Raw genomic sequence first — 22237 nt, 5'->3', positions numbered from 1 at the left:
GGGTGCGGTCGGGCGGGAAGCGACGGTGACGGAGTTCTCTCCGGCGGAGGCCGTCGACGACGACCGCGAGATGTCGGCGCGCGACGTCTGGCGTGCCGCACGAGCACGGCGGAAGGCGCTCCGCGCGGAGATCCGGCGGTTCACCCAGCGGTCGCGTCGACGGAGGATCGTCTGGCTGAGTGCGATCGGAGCCGCGATCCTCCTCGTGGGCGGGAGCGTCGCGGCCGCGTACAGCCCGTTGTTCGCGGTGGAGAAGATCACCGTGGTCGGCGCGACGACGCTCGACCCGGCCACGCTCGAGGCTGCGCTCGCGGGGCAGATCGGCACCCCGCTGGCGCTCGTCGACTCCAGCGAGGTCAAGGCGTCGCTGCTCGCCTTCCCGCTCATCGAGACATACGCGCTCGAGGCGAAGCCGCCGCACGACCTCACGGTGCGCATCGTCGAGCGCACCCCTGTGGGAGTCATCCGCTCCGAGGCGGGATACACGCTGGTGGATGCCGCGGGCGTGGCGCTGGCCACGACCTCCGATCAGCCGGCGGGTCAGCCGCTCCTCGACATCGCGGGTGGAACCGACTCCGCGGCGTTCGAGTCCGCGGGCCTCGTGGTGCGCTCGGTGCCGGCGGATCTGCGCGCGACGCTCACGAACGTCACGGCGACGACGCCCGACGACGTCACGCTGACGCTCAGCACCGGCCTGACGATCGTGTGGGGGAACTCCGAGAACTCGCCTCTGAAGAGCGAGGCCCTCGCGAAGACGCTGATCGGCGTTCCCGGCGCGTCCTCTATCGACGTCACCTCGCCGCACGCGGTCGTCGTCGGCTGAGTTCGGTCGGCAAACACACGACACGCCCGTGTCTTCGCGTGCGCGCGCCTGTGCGGCGCTTACCTTCGAACAAGAGAAACCATTGCCGGGAAATACTTTACACCTCTAGTTGAGGTTTAAGGTTCAACCCGGCGGGGGTGACTCTCCATCAGACAGGCTCGATTATTCGGAGGCCGGCCATGAGCCAGAACCAGAACTACCTCGCCGTGATCAAGGTCGTCGGCGTCGGCGGTGGCGGCGTCAACGCCGTCAACCGCATGATCGAACTCGGTCTCCGCGGAGTCGAGTTCATCGCCGTGAACACCGACGCCCAGGCGCTCCTCATGAGTGACGCCGACGTCAAGCTCGACGTGGGCCGCGAGCTCACGCGCGGACTCGGCGCCGGCGCCGATCCCGAGGTCGGCCGCCGCGCCGCAGAAGACCACGCCGAGGAGATCGAGCAGGCGCTCACCGGAGCCGACATGGTCTTCGTCACCGCTGGCGAGGGAGGCGGAACCGGAACCGGCGGCGCCCCCGTGGTCGCCCGCATCGCGAAGTCGATCGGCGCTCTGACCATCGGTGTCGTCACCAAGCCGTTCTCCTTCGAGGGTCGTCGTCGCCAGAGCCAGGCCGAGGCCGGCGTCTCCAAGCTGAAGGAAGAGGTCGACACCCTCATCGTGGTGCCGAACGACCGACTGCTGGAGATCAGCGACCGCGGCATCTCGATGATCGAGGCGTTCGCCACGGCCGACCAGGTGCTCCTCGCCGGTGTGCAGGGCATCACCGACCTCATCACCACCCCCGGTCTCATCAACCTCGACTTCGCCGACGTGAAGTCCGTCATGCAGGGCGCGGGCTCCGCGCTCATGGGCATCGGCTCCGCGCGCGGCGCCGATCGGGCGATCAAGGCCGCCGAACTCGCGGTCGAGTCCCCGCTGCTCGAGGCGAGCATCGAGGGAGCGCACGGCGTGCTGCTGTCGATCCAGGGTGGGTCGAACCTCGGCATCTTCGAGATCCACGACGCCGCCGACCTCGTCAAGGAGGCCGCGCACCCCGAGGCGAACATCATCTTCGGCACGGTCATCGACGACACCCTCGGCGACGAGGTGCGCGTCACGGTGATCGCGGCCGGATTCGATGGCGGCGAGCCCTCGCTGCGCCTCGACCCGATGGTGGTCACGCGGCCGGCTGCGGCCAGCACGCTGCCCGAGGTGACGCTCTCGAACGACGAGGAGAGCGCGCCCGCGGCATCCGAGTCGACCGAGAAGAACGAGCCCGCTCCGCAGCGCGTCACCGCGACGAGCATCGAGCCGGCGTTCGCCGACGACGACATCGACATCCCCGAATTCCTGAAGTGACCGACCTGGCCGCACGGCTGTCGGCGATCGATGAGCGGATCGCCGACGCCGCGCGCCTGGCCGGGCGCGACCCGCAGGAGATCACGCGGATCGTCGTCACCAAGTTCCACCCCGCATCGCTCGTGCGGGAGCTGGCGGCTCTCGGCGTCGGCGACGTAGGGGAGAACCGTCAGCAGGAGCTCTCGGCGAAGACCGCGGAGCTCGACGACCTCGACGTGCGATGGCACTTCATCGGTCAGGCGCAGACGAACAAGGCGGCGGCGATCAGACGGAGCGCGGATGCCGTGCACTCCGTCGATCGTGAACGTCTTGCCGACGCCCTGCACAGGGCCGCGGAGGATGATGCCATCCTCGACGTCCTGGTGCAGGTGAACCTCACCGACGACCCAGGGCGCGGAGGCGTCGCCCCCGAGGCGGCGCGGGCCCTGGCCGAGCACGTGCTCACCCTGCCCAGCCTGCGACTGCGCGGGGTGATGGCCGTCGCACCCCTCGACGAGGACCCGGCCGCGGCCTTCGCGCGTCTGCGTGCGATCTCCGACGACGTGCGCACGGTCGAGCCCGAGGCGACATGGATCTCCGCCGGGATGACCGGCGACTTCGTCGAGGCGATCTCCGCGGGTGCGACACACCTTCGGATCGGCTCCGCAATCACAGGACCCCGCCCCGACCGGGGTTAACCTCTAACCAGACCAGCCCGACACGTTCGAACCGGAGGACACGATGGGTAACCCGCTGAAGAAGACCATGGTGTATCTCGGCCTTGCCGACGAGGAAGAGGTCTACGAGGAGGAGCAGCAGGCTCCGGCCCGTGCCCACCGAGAGCGTGACCGCGAGCGCGACGAGCCCGCCCCCGCCCCGATCACCCCGCTGCGTCGTCCCGTCGCGGTGCGACAGCCCGCAGGAGGGGCAGTGAACGAGATCCTCACCGTGCACCCCAAGCAGTACCGCGATGCGCAGCTCATCGCCGAGAGCTTCCGCGAGGGCGTGCCGGTCATCATCAACCTCTCTCAGATGAGCGATGCAGACGCGCGCCGTCTGATCGACTTCGCCTCCGGTCTCTCCCTGGGCCTCTACGGCCGCATCGAGCGCGTGACCTCGAAGGTGTTCCTCCTCTCGCCGGAGAACATCAACGTCTCGGGTCACGGGGGCATCGCGCACGCGGACGCAGAGTCCGCGGGCTTCGACCAGTCGTAACCCGTGGGGCTCGTCTCCGTCTTCGCGAGCATCGTCCACACGGCGCTGCTGCTGTACCTCCTCGTCCTCTTCGCGCGGTTGATCCTCGACTACATCCCGATGTTCAACCGCGAGTGGCGTCCCAAGGGCGCTGGCCTGGTGGCCGCTGAGGTCGTCTACACGATCACCGATCCGCCCATCCGGTTCTTCCGGCGGATCATCCCGCCTCTGCGGATCGGGTCGCTGTCTCTGGACTTCGGATTCTCGCTGACCATCCTCATCGTGCTGATCCTCATGAACATCGTGGGCATCTTCCGCTGAGACCGCCGAGAGTTCTCGAGTCCGGGTGTCGCGGCGTCGCGGCGGACAGACTCGGGGACTATGCTTGGCTCCCAGGTGCGCGCCCCGGGTTCGCGCCACATCACGACCGCGCCATTCTCGAAACTGGCAACCGAACTCATCGAAGGAGCCACCATGGCACTTACCCCGGATGACGTCGTCACCAAGCAGTTCCAGCACGTCCGCTTCAAGGACGGCTTCGACCCGGACGAGGTCGACGACTTCCTCGACGAGATCGTCATCGAGTGGCGCAAGGCCCTCGAGGAGAACGCAGAGCTCAAGGCCAAGCTGGCCGCATACGAGTCGGGCGCGGCTCCGGCCGCCGCCGCCGCTCCGGCCGCTGAGGCGCCTGCCGCTCCGGCTCCCGTCGAGACCCCCGCCGAGCCCGCTCCGTCGGGTTCCGCGACCGCCACTGCCGGCATCATCGAGCTCGCCCAGCGTCTGCACGACGAGCACGTCGCCGAGGGTGAGGCCAAGCGCGCCCAGCTCATCGCCGAGGCGGAGGGCGAGGTCAACCGCATCCGCACCGAGGCCGAGGCCAAGCAGCGCGAGGAGTCCGCACGTCTCGAGCGCGAGCGCAACACGCTCGAAGCCCGGATCACCGAGCTCCGCAACTTCGAGCGCGACTACCGTTCGCAGCTGCGCGGCTACATCGAGGGCCAGCTCCGCGACCTCGACGAGAAGTCGGCGTCGACGGACTCGACCCCGGTCTCCGCGATCGGACTGTAGGTCGTCCTCTTGCCAGGACGCCGTCCTCTTCGTCGTTCGGCGGCCGGCGCGATCGTTGCGATTCTCGCAGTGGTCGTGCTGGCCGCCGATCAGTTTGTGAAGTACCTCACCATCGAGAACCTGCCCCTGCAGGAGCCGGTGCCCGTGCTGGGCGAGTTCCTTCAGCTGTACTACGTCCGCAACCCCGGCGCTGCCTTCTCGCTGGGCTCGGACGTCACGTGGATCTTCACGATCGCCCTCGCGGTCGTCGCCGCCGTGATCGTATGGAAGGCCTTCGGCCTCCGTTCGCGTCTCTGGGCCGTCGTTCTCGGCGGCCTGCTGGGTGGCGTGCTCGGCAACCTCACCGACCGCCTCTTCCGCGATCCCGGATTCCCCATGGGACACGTGGTCGACATGATCTCGATGCCGTGGATGATGCCCGCGATCTTCAACGTCGCCGACATCTTCATCGTCACGGGCATGATCTCCGTGGCGCTGCTCGTGGTGTTCGGTCTGCGATTCGACGGGTCGCGCGAGCGCGACCATGCGGTCGTCGAGACGGAGGAGGAGGCAGAGGCCGTGGCTGTCGCCGATGCCGTCGAGCACGACAGGGCGGCCTCCTCGGCTTCCTCCCGCGACACGGCCGGCGACACCGCGGACGACACCGTGGAGCGGTCCTCCGGCACCCCGACCGTCGACGGGCGCTGATCGTGGAGTTCCGGACCCTTCCCGTCCCCGACGGGCTGGACGGCGTGCGCGTCGATGCGGCGCTGGCGAAGATGCTGGGCTTCTCGCGCACATTCGCAGCCGATGTGGCCGCGGCCGGTGGCGTGCGTCTCGACGGCACGACGCTCGACAAGTCGGACCGCCTTCGCGGCGGCGGGTGGCTCGAGGTCGAATGGCAGCCGAAGGAGGAGCCGCGCATCGTGCCGATCGCGGTTCCCGAGCTTGGCATCGTCTACGACGACGATGACATCGTCGTGGTCGACAAACCGACCGGCGTCGCCGCCCACCCGTCGCTCGGCTGGGACGGCCCGACCGTGGTCGGCGCCTTGGCGGCTGCGGGATTCCGCGTCGCCACGAGCGGCGCACCGGAGCGGCAGGGCGTCGTGCATCGTCTCGACGTCGGCACCAGCGGACTCATGGTCGTCGCGAAGACGGAGACGGCGTACACGGCTCTGAAACGCGCCTTCAAGGAACGGACCGTGGAAAAGATCTACCACGCGGTCGTCCAGGGTCATCCGGATCCGCTCGCCGGCACGATCGACGCGCCGATCGGACGGCATCCGAACCACTCGTGGAAATTCGCCGTCGTCCCCGACGGCAAGCCCTCTGTCACCCACTACGAGACCCTCGAGGCGTTCCCGGGCGCTTCGCTGCTCGAGATCCATCTCGAGACGGGACGCACGCATCAGATCCGCGTGCACATGGCCGCTCACCGGCATCCGTGCGTGGGCGACCCGCTGTACGGAGCCGACCCGACCCTCTCTGCGCGCCTTGGTCTCACGCGCCAGTGGCTGCACGCGCACCAGCTGGGACTCACTCACCCGACCACGGGGGAGTGGGTGCAGTTCGAGTCCGCGTACCCGTCGGACTTCCAGCACGCACTCGACGTGCTGCGCGCCGACTAGAAGCGCGCGCCGGCGGCGGCGGCGACGACGCCGTCGAGCGTCTTCTCGAGGAAGTCGACCACTGTCTCGTCGTCGATACGACGATCCACGACGAGCTCCAGCAGCGCCTCCTCCGTGAACGAGACCCAGGCTCGGAGCGCGACCCGCAACGCGAGCTCGTTCGGTACTCCGAGCTCCTGGAACGCCTCGAGGAGCCGTTGCGCGTTGAGGTCGCGCGATTGGTCGACGATGCCGCGCACGGCCGGGTCGCCGCTCGCGACGCCGCGGACCAGTGACGAGAAGGTGCCGCTGTGGTCGCGCACGAAACCGGCGATGCGCAGCAGGGTGTCGTGGATGCGCTCGCGGGGCGGCAGGTCGGCTCGCGGTTCGGTCGCCACGAGCAGGCTGTCGCGGGCGGTCGTGACGATCGCGCGCTCGACACCCCGGCGACTGTCGAAGTAGTGGAAGATCAGGGCCTTCGAAACGCCCGCCCGGGCCGCGAGCTCGTCGATCGTGAGTTCGTCGAGCGGGTGGTCGACGAGGAACTGCACGCCGATCGCGATCAGCTGGGCGCGACGCTCTTCAGGACTCAGACGTGAACGAGGCTCCGACGGCATGCCTGAAGCCTAGCCAGACAGGGTATTGACTCTGAATCAATAGAGCCTAGGATCGGTATATCGCGCGGACGGAGCCGTCGGCGCGAAGGAGGAGGATCGATGAAGTTCCCGAAGCCGTCCACTGTCCTGTCCGCCGCGACCCGCACGCGTGCCGGCCGGATCACCCTGGCCGCTGTGCCGGCTGGGGTCATCGCCGGAGTGCTGCTCGGAGGTGTCGCCCAAGGGGCGGTGCCCGTCTCGTTCGCCGTGTCGGGCAGTCAGTTCCAGATCGGCGCGAGCCAGCTCGAAGGCACCGGCTTCTCCCAGTACGCCGGCGTCGCGACCGACACCGAGGGCGTCGAGCACACCGTCGCGATCGCGAACATCAAGAGCGCGACGCTGACCGACCTCTGCCAGTCGGTGATCACCGAGACACCTCTCGGCACGGTCGGGGTGCTGATCAAAGCGGGCGGCGGCGGGGAGCCGGCGACGGCGAGCGACCTGCAGATCGGGATGACCGGCCTCAAGGGAGACGCGTCGTTCGGCGGCATCCGCATCGGCGTCGATGCGTCCACCGTAGCCACGGACGCGAAGGGCTCGCCGGGCGACTTCGCGCAGGACGCCGACACGATCTCGATCACCGACCTGCAGCAGACGGCGTGGAGCACCCAGGCATCGGTCTTCACGCTGAAGGGGATGTCGCTCGAGCTCACGGACGGCTCGCAGGGATGCTTCTGAACGGAGCGGATGCCGTGACCCAGGACTCGGGAGACACCACCGTCGCAACACCAGGCCGCTTCCGCGCCTGGCGGCGACAGCGCCCCTTCGTCGGCGGCATCCTCGTCGCGCTCGGCGGCGTGGAGATGTTCTTCTCCGGACAGCTCGATCTCGGCCATCTGCACGTGCAGCTCGGGATCGAGGGGCTGCAGGCGACGGTGATCCCGGTCGTGCTGCTGCTCCTCGGCATCCTGGCCATCGCCATGCCCGCCCACCACGTGTTCTACGGGGTCATCGCCCTCGCCGTGGGTCTCTACTCCCTGATCGGCGTCAATCTCGGCGGGTTCATCGTCGGGATGCTCCTGTCGGTCGTCGGCGGCGTGCTCGTCGTGGCCTGGATGGCGCCGCGCGAGGCGGTCGTGGGTGCTGCGTCGGGCGATGAGGTGACGGCGACGTGACCCGTCGCGCCGGGCTCGCCGCCGCGCTGGTGATCGCCCTCGCGGTGACTCCCATGACGCTGGGGGCGGCTGCGCCGCGCCCGCAGGCCGGGTTCTGCATCTTTCTCATCTCCTGCCCGGATCCCGAGCCGCAGCCGGATCCCGCAGCCCCGTCGGAGAGCGCCGCGCCGGCCGACCCCGGGGACCCGAGCCTGCCGACCGAGCCACTGCTGCCGCTCGACCCCGCCGAGACACCCGCGCCCGTCGACCCGGTACCCGCGCCCGTCGACGATGCCGCGCCGATCTTCACGGGCACGCCCGCGTCGCTGGGCTCGACCTCGCTGTCGTTCACCGGACTCTCGGGCATCTCCATCGTGACCGTGCCGACGGTGGACGGCGGCGGAGTGCGAGCACTGAAGATCTCGGCCGACTCGATCACGATCGAGGGATTCTCGCTGACGGTCCGCCCTCCCGGGGGTCCGGGACTCGTGACGACCGCCGACACCATGACCTTGCGCGGCGACGTGAGCGTCTATCTCGGATCCGTGAGCGCCTCGGCGCTCGGCGGCGAGCCCCTCACGATCGGACTCGATACGCCGCCGCCACTCACGGACATCGAGCCAGGACTGCTGAATGTGACAATGGGTCTCGTCGGCAGCACAGCGGACTCCATCACCTACGCGAACACGGATCAGCGGATCGTGCAAGCCGAGTGACGACCGATGTCGGCAGTGTGCGCCACAATGACCGCATGAGCATGGAGGTGCGGCCGGCCACGGTGTTCGAGGACGTGGCCGCGCTCGTCGGACCGAAGAAGCCCACGTCGAACGTGTGCTTCTGCCTGAGCTATCGGGTGGGCAGCAAGGAGAGCCTCGCGCTGAAGGGCCCAGCGCGGGCGGAGCGCGTGCGCGAACTGTGCCACCAGGACCCGCCGCCCGGCGTGATCGCCTACCTCGATGACGCGCCCGTCGGCTGGGCGGCCCTGCACCCGAGGCGGGACACGAGCTTCGCGCGCAACCGACTGATCCCGCACGTCGACGACCTCGACGTCTGGTCGCTGTGGTGCTTCCGTGTCAGGCCGGGGCACCGGAAGCGGGGGATCTCGCACGCCCTCGTCGACGGTGCCGTCGCGTATGCCAGGGAGCGGGGCGCGCCCGCGATCGAGGGATACCCGGTCGACAACCGCGGCGAGAAGGTCGACCTCACGATGGCGTACGTCGGGACGCGCGCGCTCTTCGAAGACGCCGGATTCACGAAAGCGGCCGACACGGGGTCGATCCTGAACGGATTCCCACGCGTGCTGATGCGCCTCGATCTGAGAGCGTAGAAAAGTGCGTGAGATTTTCGTGAACCGCGTGGGTGTTCTGAGGCAATACATAGTGTGAGCACAGACAGCGAGATCATTCAGCGATCGCTCGGGCAACCCCGGGCGTTCGCCGAACTCTTCGACAGACATGCCGGAGTGGTGGGACGGTACGCCGCCCGACGCCTCGGGATGGATGCAGGCGAGGACATCCTCAGCGAGACGTTCCTCGTCGCGTTCGCCCGCCGGAAGGCGTTCGACACCGCGTGGGACAGCGCACTGCCGTGGCTGTTCGGGATCGCGTCCCGACTGATCAGGAAGCATCGGGCGACGGAGGCCAAGCACCTCCGGTCGAGCATAGAGTCGGCCCACCGCGAGGAGCACATCTCGATCGGCGACCTCGAGACGACGATCGCCCGGCTGGACGCCGAGATCTCGACCCGAGAGCTCGCCCCGCGGATCGCGTCGCTGTCGGCGAAGGATCGGGAGACGCTCCTGCTGTACGCCTGGGGGGACCTGACGTACGAGGAGGTCGCCGCGGCCCTCGGTGTTCCCGTGGGCACGGTGCGCTCCCGCATCAACCGCGTGCGCACTCGGCTGAATCCGCACCGCAGTGCCGGCCGAACCCCAATCGTGAAGCAGAAGGAAGGAGAAGTCGATGGACGCTTTCGAGCGCGTGCGTGAGGTCAACACGGGGGTGAGCCTCACCGACGAGCGGATCGCCGGAGCGCGAGTCCGGCTTCTCGAGGGCATCGACGCCGGTGTGGTGACCGCGCGCAAGCGCGTGAGCCGCCGGCCGATGTTCCTCATCGCCGGGGCCGTCGCCGGAGTCGCCGCGGCGACCGCGACGGTCGTGGTGGTCGGTCAGCTCACGGCGCCGGCCCCGCAGGCGGAGGCGGCTCCGACCTTCACGCCCACCCCGCAACCCACGCCGACCGCGGGTGAGCCGTTCGAGCGGGCGACGGTGGGAAGCGTACTCGAATCGGCCGCAGGTGCGACCGTCTCGGGTGGCGTGCCCGAGGCAGCCCCCGGACAGTACCTGCGTGTGGAGCATCAGACCACGCAGCTCGTGCTCTACCAGCCGACAGGACAGTACACGCAACACAACGCAACGCGCGCGACGGCAACCGCGGCGTGGGTCGCACCGGGAACCTATGTCACCTACATCCCAGGCGACCGGTCCCAGGAGTGGGTCACCGTCTTCGAGCCGAAAACCAGCATCAGCCAGACGTTCGGACCGGAAGGCGAGGCTCTCGCAGCGGAATGGCTCGGTAATGCGTTGAAGGAGCGAATCGTCGATCGACACGTTGGGGGTGTCGACGACGGATCAGACCCTCAGCTCGGCTCGGATGCGTACTATGCGCAGATCCCGCGCGATCCCCGACAGCTGCTCGAGTGGTACCGGAGTTCCTTGGCCGGAGACGTCCTGGATCACGACAGCCAGGTCGCGTCGATGATCATCCACGAACTGGAGCGGAACGCAGCGCCTTCGGATCTGCGGGCTGCCCTGCTCCTGGCTCTTCGTGAGATGCCCAACGGGCGAATCTTGGGCGTCGACGGCTCCCTGGTGACCCTGGGGTTCTCCTTCACTTGGACCTCGGACCAGTTCGACAGCTGGACGGAGACGATCACGGTCGACACGGCATCTGGTTTCGTCTCGGCGAGCTCGAGGACATTGGGCTCCGGCGGCTCCCTGGTGCCGGAATCCCTGCCGAACTCCTCGGTCGTGACGTCGATCTCGGTCGTAGACGACGCTCCCTAGCGCCCCGAAGGAGCTCGGACACTGGAGTCGGTGTCCGAGCTCCGCCGTAGACTCGAACCATGGCATCCGACTCCTTCGTCCACCTGCACGTGCACAGCGAGTACTCGATGCTGGACGGTGCGGCGAAGATCGCGTCGATGACCCAGGCGGCCGCCGATTACGGGATGCCGGCGATCGCCGTCACCGACCACGGCAACACCTTCGCGGCGTTCGAGTTCTACAAGGCGGCGAAGGCCGCGGGCATCAAGCCGATCGTCGGTCTCGAGGCCTACGTGACGCCTGGCACACACCGCAGCGACAAGTCGCGCGTGCAGTGGGGCTCGCCCGACCAGAAGAGCGACGACGTCTCGGGATCCGGCGCGTACACCCACATGACCATGTGGAGCGAGAGCACGCAGGGCATGCACAACCTGTTCCGCCTCAGCTCGCTGTCGAGCATGGAGGGCTACTACTTCAAACCCCGAATGGACCGCGAGCTGCTGCAGACGTACGGCAAGGGGCTGATCGCGACCACGGGATGCCCCTCGGGCGAGATCCAGACCCGACTGCGGCTCGGGCAGTACGACGCGGCGCGGGCGGCGGCGGCGGAGTTCCAGGACCTTTTCGGCAAGGAGAACTACTTCGCCGAGATCATGGACCACGGGCTCTCGATCGAGCGGCGTGTCATGACCGACCTGATCCGGCTCGCGAAGGATCTCAACATCCCGCTTGTGGGAACGAACGACTCCCACTACACGCACCAGCATGAGGCCGACGCGCATGAGGCGCTGCTCTGCGTGCAGTCCGGCTCGACGCTCGACGATCCGAATCGCTTCAAGTTCGACGGCGACGGGTACTACATCAAGACCGCCGCCGAGATGCGGCAGCTCTTCCGCGACCACCCCGAGGCCTGCGACAACACCCTCCTCATCGCCGAACGGTGCGAGGTGGAGTTCAACACCTCGGCGAACTACATGCCGCGCTTCCCGGTGCCGGACGGCGAGACGGAGGACAGCTGGCTGATCAAGGAGGTCGAGGCCGGCCTGCACTACCGCTATCCGAACGGCATCCCCGACAAGGTGCGCAAGCAGGCCGAGTACGAGACGGGCATCATCCTGCAGATGGGGTTCCCCGGGTACTTCCTCGTCGTCGCCGACTTCATCAACTGGGCCAAGGACAACGGCATCCGCGTCGGTCCGGGCCGCGGCTCCGGTGCCGGCTCCATGGTCGCGTACGCCATGAAGATCACCGACCTCGACCCCCTCGAGCACGGTCTGATCTTCGAGCGGTTCCTGAACCCGGACCGCGTCTCGATGCCCGACTTCGACGTCGACTTCGACGACCGTCGCCGCGGCGAGGTCATCGAGTACGTGACGAGGAAGTACGGCTCGGAGCGCGTCGCGCAGATCGTCACGTACGGCACGATCAAGTCCAAGCAGGCGCTGAAAGACGCCGGACGCGTGCTCGGTTTCCCCTTCAGCATGGGGGAGCGTCTCACGAAAGCCATGCCGCCGCCCGTCATGGGCAAGGACATGGAGCTCGGCGGCATGTTCGACTCCGCGCACCCGCGCTACAAGGAGGCGAGCGAGTTCCGCGCGCTCATCGAGACCGACCCCGAGGCGAAGACCGTCTTCGACCGGGCGCTCGGACTCGAGGGACTCAAGCGTCAGTGGGGCGTGCACGCCGCCGGCGTGATCATGTCGTCCGAGCCGCTGCTCGACATCATCCCGATCATGCGCCGCGAGCAGGACGGCCAGATCGTCACGCAGTTCGACTACCCGTCGTGCGAGTCGCTCGGCCTCATCAAGATGGACTTCCTGGGGCTCCGAAACCTCACGATCATCTCCGACGCGCTCGACAACATCCGCACGAACCGCGGAGAGGAGCTCGACCTCGAGCACCTCGCGCTCGACGACCGCGGCGCCTACGACCTTCTCGCCCGAGGGGACTCGCTCGGCGTGTTCCAGCTCGACGGCGGGCCGATGCGCTCTCTCATGCGCCTGATGAAGCCCGACAACTTCGGCGACATCTCGGCCCTCATCGCGCTGTACCGCCCGGGCCCCATGGGCGCCAACTCGCACACGAACTACGCCCTGCGCAAGAACGGCATGCAGCCGATCACCCCGATCCACCCGGAGTTCACGGAGTCCCTGGCCGACATCCTCGAAGAGTCCTACGGTCTGATCATCTACCAGGAGCAGGTCATGGCGATCGCGCAGCGCGTGGCCGGATTCTCCCTCGGTCAAGCAGACATCCTGCGCCGCGCGATGGGCAAGAAGAAGAAGTCCGAGCTCGACAAGCAGTTCGAGGGCTTCCAGGCCGGCATGCACGCCAACGGGTACTCCGATGGAGCCGTGAACGCGCTCTGGGAGATCCTGCTGCCGTTCTCGGACTACGCCTTCAACAAAGCCCACTCTGCGGCATACGGTGTCGTGTCGTATTGGACCGCCTACCTCAAGGCGCACTATCCCGCCGAGTACATGGCAGCCCTCCTCACGAGCGTCGGCGACTCGAAGGACAAGATGGCGCTCTACCTCAACGAGTGCCGTCGCATGGGCATCAAGGTCCTCCCGCCCGACGTCTCCGAATCCATCAACTTCTTCGCCGCCGTCGGAGACGACATCCGCTTCGGACTGGGAGCCGTCCGCAACGTCGGCAGCAACGTGGTCGACGGCATCGTGCAGGCTCGAAAGGACGAGCGGTTCACGTCGTTCCACCACTTCCTCGACAAGGTCCCCCTGCACGTCTCGAACAAGCGGACGGTCGAGTCGCTGATCAAGGCCGGCGCGTTCGACTCCATGGGCGACACACGTCGGGCGCTCATGGAGATCCACGAGGATGCGGTCGAGGCGGCCGTCGACCGCAAACGCAACGAGGCCCAGGGCGCCATCGGCTTCGACTTCGACAGCCTCTACGACGGCATGGAGGAAGCAGCGCCCGCGAAGGTCCCGGCGCGTCCCGAGTGGATCAAGAAGGACAAGCTCGCCTTCGAGCGGGAGATGCTCGGGCTGTACGTCTCCGATCACCCGCTCGCCGGTCTCGAAGTCCCGCTCGCCAAGCACGCGTCCATCTCGATCCACGACCTCAACAACTCGGAGGACCTCCAGGACGGAGACCAGGTCACGGTGGCGGGGCTCGTCACGAGCGTGCAGCACCGCGTGGCCAAAGCCAGCGGAAACCCCTACGGCATGATCACGGTCGAGGACTTCAACGGCGAGGTGACGGTCATGTTCATGGGCAAGACCTACACCGAGTTCCAGCACACGCTCCAGCAGGACTCGATCCTTGCGGTGCGTGGCCGCGTCTCCCGCCGCGACGACGGCCTCAACCTGCATGCACAGTCGGCGTTCGCACCCGACGTCGGATCGTTCGACGCCTCGGGGCCGCTCTCCCTCGTACTCGCCGAACAGCGGGCGACCGAGCGGGTCATGCAGCAGCTCGCCGACGTGCTCCGCCGTCACAACGGAGACACCGAGGTCGTGCTGCGCGTCCATCGCGGCGGCACGGCGAAGGTGTTCGACGTGCCGATGCCGGTGAAGGTGTCCGCTGACCTCTTCGGCGACCTCAAGTCGCTGCTCGGCCCGACCTGCCTGGGCTGACGACCCGACATCGGGCGTCTCTCCCTGCACGCCTCTCCGGGGCACCGGGTAGGATCATGACCCGTTGGGTGCGAGACGTCCGAAACTCCGCACCGTGACGAAAGGACCACCCATGAGCACGGAATCCCCCTTCCTGAACAGTGATCCCACGGATGCTGCCACCTCGGTATCCGCCGTCTCCTCCCTCGACGAGGACTTCTCCGATGACGACGGAGTGCTGTACGACGAGGAGGTCACACCCGAATACGGCATCCTCGGGTTCACCCTCCGCGAGCTGATCATCGTCGGTGCCTGGCTCGTCCTGTTCGTCCTCTCCTTCTTCCCCCTCGGGTGGTCGCCGGCGCTCTGGGCCCAGGGCATCTCCTGGATCCTGCCCGTCGGGGTGCCGACGGTCGCCGTGTTCCTCCTCGTGCTCCGACGCCTGTCACCCGACGGCATCCGCCGCGTCGGATCGCTCGGCATCGACCAGTTCGCCTCCGTGGCCTTCTCCGTTGCGGCCGTCTGGTGGGCGCAGGTCCTCTGGGACTACGTCGCGCTCGTCATCCGCACCGACATCGACGCGGTCGTCTGGGTGCCCTGGGTGCAGTTCATCGTCGCCCTCGCCCTCGTCGCCCTCACGGTCTTCGCGCCGCTGATCCCGGGGATCAAGGAAGACTTCCACGGCCGGTTGGTGACGCTGGCGCACCGCAACGCGAATCCGGTCCGTCCGGTCATCGCCCGTCCGCGTCCCGAGCGACCCGAAGCTCCGGCTGCCGACACTTCCGTTGCCGAGACCTCCGCCGCCGGGACTCCCGCCGCCGTCCCGGGTGAGACGGGCGCGCCTTTCGGATACCCGTCCACCCCGGCTCCCCACCTCGCGCCTGACACGCAGCTCACCGTGTCAGCGAGCGGGCTCGACACCGAGCTCTCCGGTCAGCAGGCGACGGACGAGGTCGCCCGTCTCGACGTCGCGGCGCAGGTGCCCCTCTCGTCCCACGCCTCGGGCGGCGGAACCGGTACCGAGCAGACGACCAGCGACGAGAACTACACCCCGTCGTACTCGCGGAGCTCGTGGGGGCGCGAGCCCGAGGTCGTCTCCGACACCGGCAGCATCGAGGCGATGCTCGGAGCCCGTGCGCAGCACGTCGATGCGACGCCGCAGACACAGGCGTTCCCGGCGTTCGACGAGACCGACCTCGAGGCGACGAACCCGCGTGACCCGGCCCCCGCCCCGACCGCGCAGCCGTTCTGGATCCTCGCGCCCACCGAGCGCGACGTCCACGACGAGCTGGGCGAGCCGATCTTCCGTATCGGCCCGTCGGCGTGGGCGCTCGTGATCGAGGACCGCGGCGGAGCCTACGTCGTGCGCCATGACGACGGCCGCATCGGATACCTGCACGACATCGCCGACATCACGAAGGGCTGACCTTGCGCACGATCGATCTGCGGGGGCGCGAGCTCTCGCCCGCCGACATGCTCGCCGCCGTTCCGCGCGCCGCGCAGGCCAGGGCCGAAGCCCTCGACACCGCCGCCCGTATCGTCGACGACGTCCGCGAACGCGGTGAGGCGGCGCTCCGCGAGCAGGCAGAGCGGTTCGACCGCGTGACCGGACACGACCTCCGCGTGCCTGCCTCGCACATCGACGAGGCGCTGGCGGGACTCGAGCCCGAGGTGCGGGCTGCCCTGGAAGAGGCGATCCGCCGGGTCCGCACGGCCTCCGAGGCTCAGATCCCGGCGCCTCAGGTCACGCGGATCGGGCCGGGGGCGACCATCACGCAGCGGTGGCAGCCCGTGCAGCGGGTCGGCGTCTACATCCCCGGCGGCAAGGCGGTGTATCCGTCGAGCGTCATCATGAACGTCGTGCCCGCGCAGGTGGCGGGCGTGGCACAGATCGCGCTCGCGTCGCCGCCCCAGAGCGATCAGGACGGCCGTATCCACCCGACGATCCTCGCGGCCGCGGGGCTCCTCGGCGTGACCGAGGTCTACGCGATGGGGGGAGCAGGGGCGATCGGCGCCTTCGCCCACGGCGTCGCAGGAATCGGACTCGACCCCGTCGACGTCGTGTCGGGCCCCGGCAACAACTACGTCGCCTCCGCGAAGCGCGCTGTCGCGGGCGTCGTCGGAACCGACTCGGAGGCGGGCGCGACCGAGATCCTCGTCGTCGCCGACGCCGAGGCCGATGCACGCCTCATCGCCGCCGACCTCGTGAGCCAGGCCGAGCACGATGAGCAGGCCTCAGCGGTCCTCGTCACCGATTCCGATGAACTCGCCGGAGCCGTGGCGCAGGAGGTCGAGCGGCAGGCGGCAGCGACGCGTCACGCGACGAGGGTCGCCGCCGCGCTCTCCGGTCCGCAGTCGGCGATCGTGCTGGTCGACGACCGCGCGATGGCCACCGCGTTCAGCAACGCGTACGCGCCCGAGCACCTCGAACTCCACCTGACGGACGCGGAGACCGCGTCGGACTCGTTCACCAGCGCGGGCGCCGTCTTCGTCGGCGATCAGACGCCGGTGAGTCTGGGCGACTACATGGCGGGCAGCAACCACGTGCTCCCGACCGGCGGTCAGGCGCGCTATGCACCCGGGCTCGGGGCCTACACGTTCCTTCGTCCGCAACAGGTCATCTCGTATGATCGCGACGCCCTCGCCGCGGTGCGTGCAGGCGTCGTCGCGCTCGCGAACACCGAGGTGCTGCCCGCGCACGGCGAGGCGATCGAGGCGCGGTTCACCGCGTAGGATCGGTCAGATGCACTGCCCCTTCTGCCGTCACCCCGACTCGCGCGTGATCGATTCGCGCACCAGCGACGACGGGCTCTCCATCCGCCGCCGTCGTCAGTGCCCTGAATGCGGGGGACGCTTCACGACGACGGAGACGGCGAGCCTCAACGTCATCAAGCGCTCCGGCGTCATGGAGCCGTTCAGTCGTGAGAAGGTCATCTCGGGCGTCCGCAAGGCATGCCAGGGGCGTCCCGTCACCGAGGCCGATCTGGCGATCCTCGCGCAGCGCGTCGAGGAGGCCGTGCGGCAGACGGGGGTCTCGCAGCTCGACACCAACGAGATCGGCCTCGCGATCCTCGGCCCGCTCCGCGACCTCGACGAGGTCGCGTACCTGCGGTTCGCCAGCGTGTACCAAGCCTTCGACTCCCTCGACGACTTCGAGAGCGCCATCACCGACCTCCGCGCCGACCACGCGAAGCGGGAGCCGGTCGACCGGTAACCTGGCAGGGATGTATCCGCTGCTCTTCCGCGCCGTCCTGTCGCGCTTCGACCCCGAGTTCGCCCATCACGCCGGCATGGCGGTGATCCGCGTGCTCGGGGTGCCCCCGGTCGCCGGTGTCACCCGTGCGTTCACGAAGCCCGACCCGTCTCTGCGGGTCGACGCTCTCGGACTGACGTTCCCGTCGCCGTTCGGCGTGGCCGCGGGGTTCGACAAGAACGCCGTCGGTGTGCGGGGACTCGCGGCCCTCGGTTTCGGCCACGTCGAGGTCGGCACCGTGACCGCCATCCCGCAGGAGGGCAACCCGAAGCCGCGCCTGTTCCGTCTCGTGGCCGACCGGGCCGTTATCAACCGCATGGGTTTCAACAACAGGGGAGCGGATGCCGCTGCCCGCCGCCTCGCGCGTCTTCGTCGCGGAGCCCCGGATACGGTGATCGGGGTGAACATCGGCAAGAGCCGCGTCGTCGACGTCGAGAACGCGACCGACGACTACGTCGCGTCCGCCACCCGGCTCGCGCCGCTCGCCGACTACCTGGCGGTGAACGTATCGTCGCCGAACACCCCCGGACTCCGCGGGCTGCAGGCCGTCGAGACGCTCGCTCCGCTGCTCCGCGCCGTGAAGGAGGCGTCGGGATCGACCCCGCTGCTCGTCAAGATCGCGCCCGACCTCCCGGACGACGAGATCGCGGCGATCGCAGGGATGGCCGTCGCGGAGGGCCTCGCGGGGATCATCGCGCACAACACCACGATCAGCCGGGACGGATTGCTCACCGACGACGCGACGGTCGAGGCGGCTGGCGCGGGCGGGCTCTCCGGGGCTCCGCTCAAGGAGCGGTCGCTGCAGGTGCTGCGCCTCGTCCGAGCTGCCGTCCCGACGGACTTCTGCGTGATCGCCGTCGGAGGGGTGGAGACGCCGGAGGACGTCCAGGAGCGTCTCGACGCCGGCGCGACCCTGGTCCAGGGCTACACCGCCTTCCTCTACCGCGGACCCTTCTGGGGGCGGGAGATCAATCGCGGCCTGCTGCGTCTGCGGCGAGGCTGACCCCTGCGGCGTACGGCGACATTCTGATCAAGACGACGAGGGCCCCTGCCGATCGGCAGGGGCCCTCGTCCGTGTCTCGGGATGTCAGGCGGGGTACTGTCCGCGCTTGACCTGAGCTTTCGGAAGACGCATGAAGCGCATCTGCAGGGAGCGCATGGCTGCGTACCAGCCCAGACCGCGCTCCATCCGCTCGGCTCCGAACTTCGCCGACACCTTGCGCTTGACCCGGATCGCGAGGAAGACCATGCCGCCGATCGCGAGGACGAGGTACGCCATCATGACGAGGTACGCCCAGCCGGCGACCGCGAACCCGCCGATCGCGAGGTTCGGCGGAAGGAGCGAGATGAGGATGACGAGCACCATGACGCCCATCACGAACTCGGCGGGGTGCCATCCGGCATCCACGTAGTCGCGCACCCAACGGCGCTGCGGGCCCTTGTCGCGGGCGGGGAGGTACTTCTCATCACCGGCCGCGAGGCCCGCCTGGGCGCGGGCGCGGCGCTCGTTGAGCTCGGCGCGCGCGGCGGCCTTGGCCTCCTTGGTGTTCGCCACCAGGGGGCGGCGGCGGGCGGCCTCTTGCTCCGCCCGGGTCGGCGTCGCGCGTCCCTTGCCCGCGGCGGGCTTGTCGGCGGCGTCGTCGTTCGTCGGAGGGGATGCGGGGGAAATGGCCACGAGGTTCCTCGGTTCGGGTGGAAAAGGATCACCTTAAGATTACTCGCATGACATCTCCTGCCCAGCCCGGCGATCAGAACCTCTCCAGCGACCGCGAACCCGCGCTCCTCGAAGCCGCAGCGACGGGACTCCCCGCCGCGCTGAGCGACCTCGGCGCGCTCGTCCGGATCCCGGGCATGGCCTGGCCTGCCTTCGACCAGACGCAGCTCGAACGCAGCGCCGAGGCCGTCGCGGCTCTCGCCGAGGGCACAGGGGTCTTCGACGACGTGCGTGTGCTGCGGGCGGCGATCCCCGGGACCGACGAGGTCGGACAGCCCGCCGTGCTCGCCACTCGGGCAGCCCGGGGCGGCAAGCCCACGATCCTCCTCTACGCCCACCACGACGTGCAGCCTCCGGGCGACGACGCGCTCTGGGAGACGCCTCCGTTCGAGCCGACCGTGCGCGACGGACGCCTCTACGGGCGAGGCGCCGCGGACGACAAGGCGGGCATCATGGCGCACATCGCCTCGATCCGCGCCGTCGCCGAGGTGATCGGCGACGATCTGGAGCTCGGCATCGCGATGTTCATCGAGGGGGAGGAGGAGTACGGCTCCCGCTCATTCGCGCAGTTCCTCTCCGACAACAAGGATGCGCTGCGCGCCGACGCGATCGTCGTGGCCGATTCCGGAAACTGGGACTCCGTGACCCCGGGGCTGACGGTCTCTCTGCGCGGCAACGCGCGTTTCACGGTCCGTGTCCGCACCCTCGACCACGCCTCGCACTCCGGCATGTTCGGGGGAGCGGTGCCCGACGCCATGATGGCCACGATCTCGATGCTCTCGACCCTCTGGAACGAGGACGGATCGGTCGCTGTCGAGGGGATGACCGAGCGCGACGCACCCACCCCCGACTACACGGAGGAGACGCTGCGCGACGAAGCGGGACTCCTGCCGGGTACGACTCCGATCGGCGACGGCTCGATCCTCAGCCGCATCTGGAACAAGCCGTCGGTCACCGTCATCGGCATCGACGCCACCAGCGTGGCCGCCGCGTCGAACACCCTCCTGCCCGAGGTCACGGTCGTCATCAGCGCCCGCGTCGCCCCGGGGCAGTCCGGCGAGGACGCGTATGCCGCGCTCGAAGCACACCTGCGCGCGCACGCGCCGTACGGCGCCGAGCTGACGTTCTCCGACGTGGACCTCGGCAACGGATTCCTCGTCGACACGAGCGGCTGGGCGGTCGCCCTCACGCGCGACGCGATGCGCGACGGCTACGGGGTCGCTCCTGTCGACCTCGGCGTCGGTGGATCGATCCCGTTCATCGCCGACCTCGTGCGCGAGTTCCCGGAGGCGCAGATCCTCGTCACCGGGGTGGAGGACCCGCACTCCCGCGCCCACAGCCCGAACGAATCACTGCACCTCGACACGTTCCGTCATGCCGTCGTGACTGAGGCCCTGCTGCTGTCGCGCATGAACGACATCGTCGTCTGAGCGCGGCTCCCGATGCCGACGGCCCGGGCGAATGCGACCCGCCCGGGCCGCGGCGAAGGTAAAATCGAGTCACCAGCCGTGTGCGAGCACGGCCCGTCACAAGGAGCGACATGAGCGACACTGCACTCACCCCCGCAGAGACCACCCAGGCGCACGGCGTGAAGCTGACCGACGCCGCCGCGACCAAGGTCAAGAACCTCCTCGAGCAGGAAGGGCGCGACGACCTCCGCCTGCGCGTCGCCGTTCAGCCCGGCGGATGCTCCGGACTGATCTACCAGCTGTACTTCGACGAGCGTTTCCTCGAGGGCGACGAGACCGTCGACTTCGACGGCGTCGAGGTCATCGTCGACAACATGAGCGTGCCGTACCTCGACGGCGCGTCGATCGATTTCAAGGACACGATCTCGGAGCAGGGCTTCACGATCGACAACCCGAACGCCGCAGGCAGCTGCGCTTGCGGTGACAGCTTCCACTGACCGGATCGCCCCCGCCAACCTGCACGGTTGGCATGAATCAGGTGTGAGGTTGCCCTAGACTTGGGGTGTGCCCTGTCCGCAATCTGAAAGGTGCATCGTGCCCTCGAAACGCCGCCTTCGTTGGGTCGCTCTTCCCCTGGGAGTAGCGACAGCCGTGGCCCTGGCGGGATGTACTGCCACCGAGATGAACGGCTACCTCCCGGGCTTCGTGGAGGGTGAGCCGGCCGTCACCAACCAGACCGAGCGCGTCTCGTCGCTCTGGGTCAACTCCTGGATCGTCCTCCTCGCCGTCGGCGTCATCACCTGGGCGCTCATGGCCTGGGCCGCGATCGCGTACCGCCGTCGCAAGGGGCAGACCGGCCTGCCGGTGCAGATGCGCTACAACATGCCGATCGAGATCTTCTACACGGTCGTGCCGCTGATCCTCGTGCTCGGCATGTTCTTCTTCACGGCGCGCGACCAGGCGGCGATCGAGACCAAGTGGGACGACCCCGACGTCGAGATCACCGCGATCGCCAAGCAGTGGGCATGGGACTTCCAGTACGACGGCGAAGAGGACGACAACTCCGACGCCGTGTGGACCATGGGCATCCAGGCGCAGCCGGATGCGGCGGGCAACATCGACCAGGATCAGCTGCCCACCCTGGTGCTGCCGGTCGACCAGAAGGTCACCATCAACCTGCAGTCCCGCGACGTCATCCACTCCTTCTGGATCATCGACTTCCTCTACAAGAAGGACATGTACATCGGGAAGGACAATTCCTGGTCCTTCATCCCGACCCGTGTCGGCGAGTACTCCGGCAAGTGCGCCGAGCTCTGCGGCGAGTACCACTCGATGATGCTCTTCAACGTGAAGGTCGTCGAGCAGGACGAATACGACGCCTACCTCCAGTCTCTCGAGGAGGAAGGCAACACCGGCGACATCACGGACGCCTACGACCGTCTGTCGAACCTGCCCGGCACCACCGGCCAGAGCGACTCCGAGGAAGGAGAGGAGTAAGC

At 68.4% G+C, this 22237-nt stretch carries 24 protein-coding genes; 22 read left to right on the top strand and 2 right to left on the bottom strand.

The features are described from left to right. The first annotated feature begins 25 nt into the window (after positions 1-25). The 8 genes from RAC69_RS03750 (at position 26) to RAC69_RS03715 (ending at position 6011) form a co-directional block, all read left to right on the top strand. Positions 26-823, top strand: a complete 798-nt coding sequence (locus tag RAC69_RS03750; protein ID WP_375085188.1) for an FtsQ-type POTRA domain-containing protein — start codon at positions 26-28, stop codon at positions 821-823. Positions 824-1002: 179 nt separating this feature from the next. Beyond that, the gene (gene ftsZ, locus RAC69_RS03745) at positions 1003-2160 is read left to right on the top strand and encodes a cell division protein FtsZ (protein ID WP_341934068.1); all 1158 of its coding nucleotides are present in this window, start codon (positions 1003-1005) and stop codon (positions 2158-2160) included. Further along, the gene (locus RAC69_RS03740; protein ID WP_375085187.1) at positions 2157-2837 is read left to right on the top strand and encodes a YggS family pyridoxal phosphate-dependent enzyme; all 681 of its coding nucleotides are present in this window, start codon (positions 2157-2159) and stop codon (positions 2835-2837) included. The genes ftsZ and RAC69_RS03740 overlap by 4 nt, the downstream gene beginning before the upstream one ends. A 43-nt stretch (positions 2838-2880) precedes the next feature. Next, positions 2881-3354, top strand: a complete 474-nt coding sequence (locus RAC69_RS03735) for a cell division protein SepF (RefSeq protein ID WP_096715667.1) — start codon at positions 2881-2883, stop codon at positions 3352-3354. Between the two features lie 3 nt (positions 3355-3357). Next, positions 3358-3654: a YggT family protein gene (locus RAC69_RS03730; RefSeq protein ID WP_341934071.1), complete on the top strand. Its 297-nt coding sequence runs from the start codon at positions 3358-3360 to the stop codon at positions 3652-3654. Between the two features lie 153 nt (positions 3655-3807). Continuing rightward, entirely contained in the window at positions 3808-4401 is a 594-nt protein-coding gene (locus RAC69_RS03725) for a DivIVA domain-containing protein (RefSeq protein WP_375085184.1), read from the top strand. Between the two features lie 96 nt (positions 4402-4497). Then, positions 4498-5088, top strand: a complete 591-nt coding sequence (locus RAC69_RS03720) for a signal peptidase II (protein ID WP_375085182.1) — start codon at positions 4498-4500, stop codon at positions 5086-5088. A gap of 2 nt (positions 5089-5090) precedes the next feature. Next, a complete protein-coding gene (locus RAC69_RS03715; protein ID WP_375085181.1) occupies positions 5091-6011 on the top strand; it encodes an RluA family pseudouridine synthase in 921 nt (306 codons plus the stop codon). Here the strand turns inward: RAC69_RS03715 and RAC69_RS03710 are convergent. Beyond that, positions 6008-6607, bottom strand: coding sequence for a TetR/AcrR family transcriptional regulator (locus RAC69_RS03710; protein WP_375085179.1), 600 nt, complete (start codon positions 6605-6607; stop codon positions 6008-6010). The two genes, RAC69_RS03715 and RAC69_RS03710, sit on opposite strands and share 4 nt — an antisense overlap. Before the next feature lie 99 nt (positions 6608-6706). Between RAC69_RS03710 and RAC69_RS03705 the strand changes: the two genes are divergently transcribed. The 11 genes from RAC69_RS03705 (at position 6707) to RAC69_RS03655 (ending at position 18618) form a co-directional block, all read left to right on the top strand. After that, positions 6707-7324: a DUF6230 family protein gene (locus RAC69_RS03705; protein ID WP_375085178.1), complete on the top strand. Its 618-nt coding sequence runs from the start codon at positions 6707-6709 to the stop codon at positions 7322-7324. After that, positions 7315-7761 carry a DUF6114 domain-containing protein gene (locus RAC69_RS03700; RefSeq protein ID WP_375085176.1) on the top strand — a complete coding sequence of 149 codons (447 nt, stop codon included), beginning with the start codon at positions 7315-7317 and terminating at the stop codon, positions 7759-7761. The genes RAC69_RS03705 and RAC69_RS03700 overlap by 10 nt, the downstream gene beginning before the upstream one ends. Next, positions 7758-8456: a hypothetical protein gene (locus RAC69_RS03695; RefSeq protein ID WP_375085174.1), complete on the top strand. Its 699-nt coding sequence runs from the start codon at positions 7758-7760 to the stop codon at positions 8454-8456. Before RAC69_RS03700 ends, RAC69_RS03695 begins: the two co-directional genes overlap by 4 nt. Positions 8457-8491: 35 nt before the next feature. Further along, complete coding sequence (locus tag RAC69_RS03690) at positions 8492-9067, top strand: GNAT family N-acetyltransferase (RefSeq protein WP_375085172.1); 576 nt, start codon at positions 8492-8494, stop codon at positions 9065-9067. Positions 9068-9121: 54 nt separating this feature from the next. Further along, positions 9122-9727, top strand: coding sequence for an RNA polymerase sigma factor (locus tag RAC69_RS03685; protein WP_375085170.1), 606 nt, complete (start codon positions 9122-9124; stop codon positions 9725-9727). Beyond that, positions 9702-10805 carry a hypothetical protein gene (locus tag RAC69_RS03680; RefSeq protein WP_375085168.1) on the top strand — a complete coding sequence of 368 codons (1104 nt, stop codon included), beginning with the start codon at positions 9702-9704 and terminating at the stop codon, positions 10803-10805. Before RAC69_RS03685 ends, RAC69_RS03680 begins: the two co-directional genes overlap by 26 nt. Positions 10806-10864: 59 nt before the next feature. Next, entirely contained in the window at positions 10865-14383 is a 3519-nt protein-coding gene (gene dnaE / locus RAC69_RS03675) for a DNA polymerase III subunit alpha (protein ID WP_341934083.1), read from the top strand. A 112-nt stretch (positions 14384-14495) separates the two neighbouring features. After that, positions 14496-15788 (top strand): hypothetical protein, encoded by a 1293-nt coding sequence (locus RAC69_RS03670; protein ID WP_375085166.1) that lies wholly within the window; start codon positions 14496-14498, stop codon positions 15786-15788. 2 nt (positions 15789-15790) lie between these two features. Further along, a complete protein-coding gene (hisD, locus tag RAC69_RS03665; protein WP_375085164.1) occupies positions 15791-17095 on the top strand; it encodes a histidinol dehydrogenase in 1305 nt (434 codons plus the stop codon). Positions 17096-17105: 10 nt separating this feature from the next. Next, complete coding sequence (gene nrdR / locus RAC69_RS03660; RefSeq protein ID WP_341934086.1) at positions 17106-17576, top strand: transcriptional regulator NrdR; 471 nt, start codon at positions 17106-17108, stop codon at positions 17574-17576. Between the two features lie 10 nt (positions 17577-17586). Then, on the top strand, positions 17587-18618 hold the full coding sequence (locus RAC69_RS03655) for a quinone-dependent dihydroorotate dehydrogenase (RefSeq protein ID WP_375085163.1): 1032 nt from the start codon (positions 17587-17589) through the stop codon (positions 18616-18618). Between the two features lie 84 nt (positions 18619-18702). Here the strand turns inward: RAC69_RS03655 and RAC69_RS03650 are convergent, their stop codons facing one another. Then, on the bottom strand, positions 18703-19290 hold the full coding sequence (locus tag RAC69_RS03650) for a DUF3043 domain-containing protein (protein ID WP_375085161.1): 588 nt from the start codon (positions 19288-19290) through the stop codon (positions 18703-18705). Between the two features lie 47 nt (positions 19291-19337). On the opposite strand from RAC69_RS03650, the gene RAC69_RS03645 reads away from it, so the two are divergent. The 3 genes from RAC69_RS03645 (at position 19338) to coxB (ending at position 22235) form a co-directional block, all read left to right on the top strand. Next, entirely contained in the window at positions 19338-20759 is a 1422-nt protein-coding gene (locus RAC69_RS03645) for a dipeptidase (protein ID WP_375085159.1), read from the top strand. A gap of 110 nt (positions 20760-20869) precedes the next feature. Further along, positions 20870-21235 carry an iron-sulfur cluster insertion protein ErpA gene (erpA, locus tag RAC69_RS03640; protein ID WP_096715651.1) on the top strand — a complete coding sequence of 122 codons (366 nt, stop codon included), beginning with the start codon at positions 20870-20872 and terminating at the stop codon, positions 21233-21235. 97 nt (positions 21236-21332) lie between these two features. Further along, positions 21333-22235 carry a cytochrome c oxidase subunit II gene (coxB, locus tag RAC69_RS03635; RefSeq protein WP_375085157.1) on the top strand — a complete coding sequence of 301 codons (903 nt, stop codon included), beginning with the start codon at positions 21333-21335 and terminating at the stop codon, positions 22233-22235. The last annotated feature ends 2 nt before the right edge of the window (positions 22236-22237 follow it).

This window comes from Microbacterium sp. LS_15, assembly GCF_041954735.1.
Lineage (GTDB): Bacteria > Actinomycetota > Actinomycetes > Actinomycetales > Microbacteriaceae > Microbacterium.
Note: the sequence above shows the minus strand (reverse complement) of the source record. Positions and strands in the feature narration are given on the sequence as shown.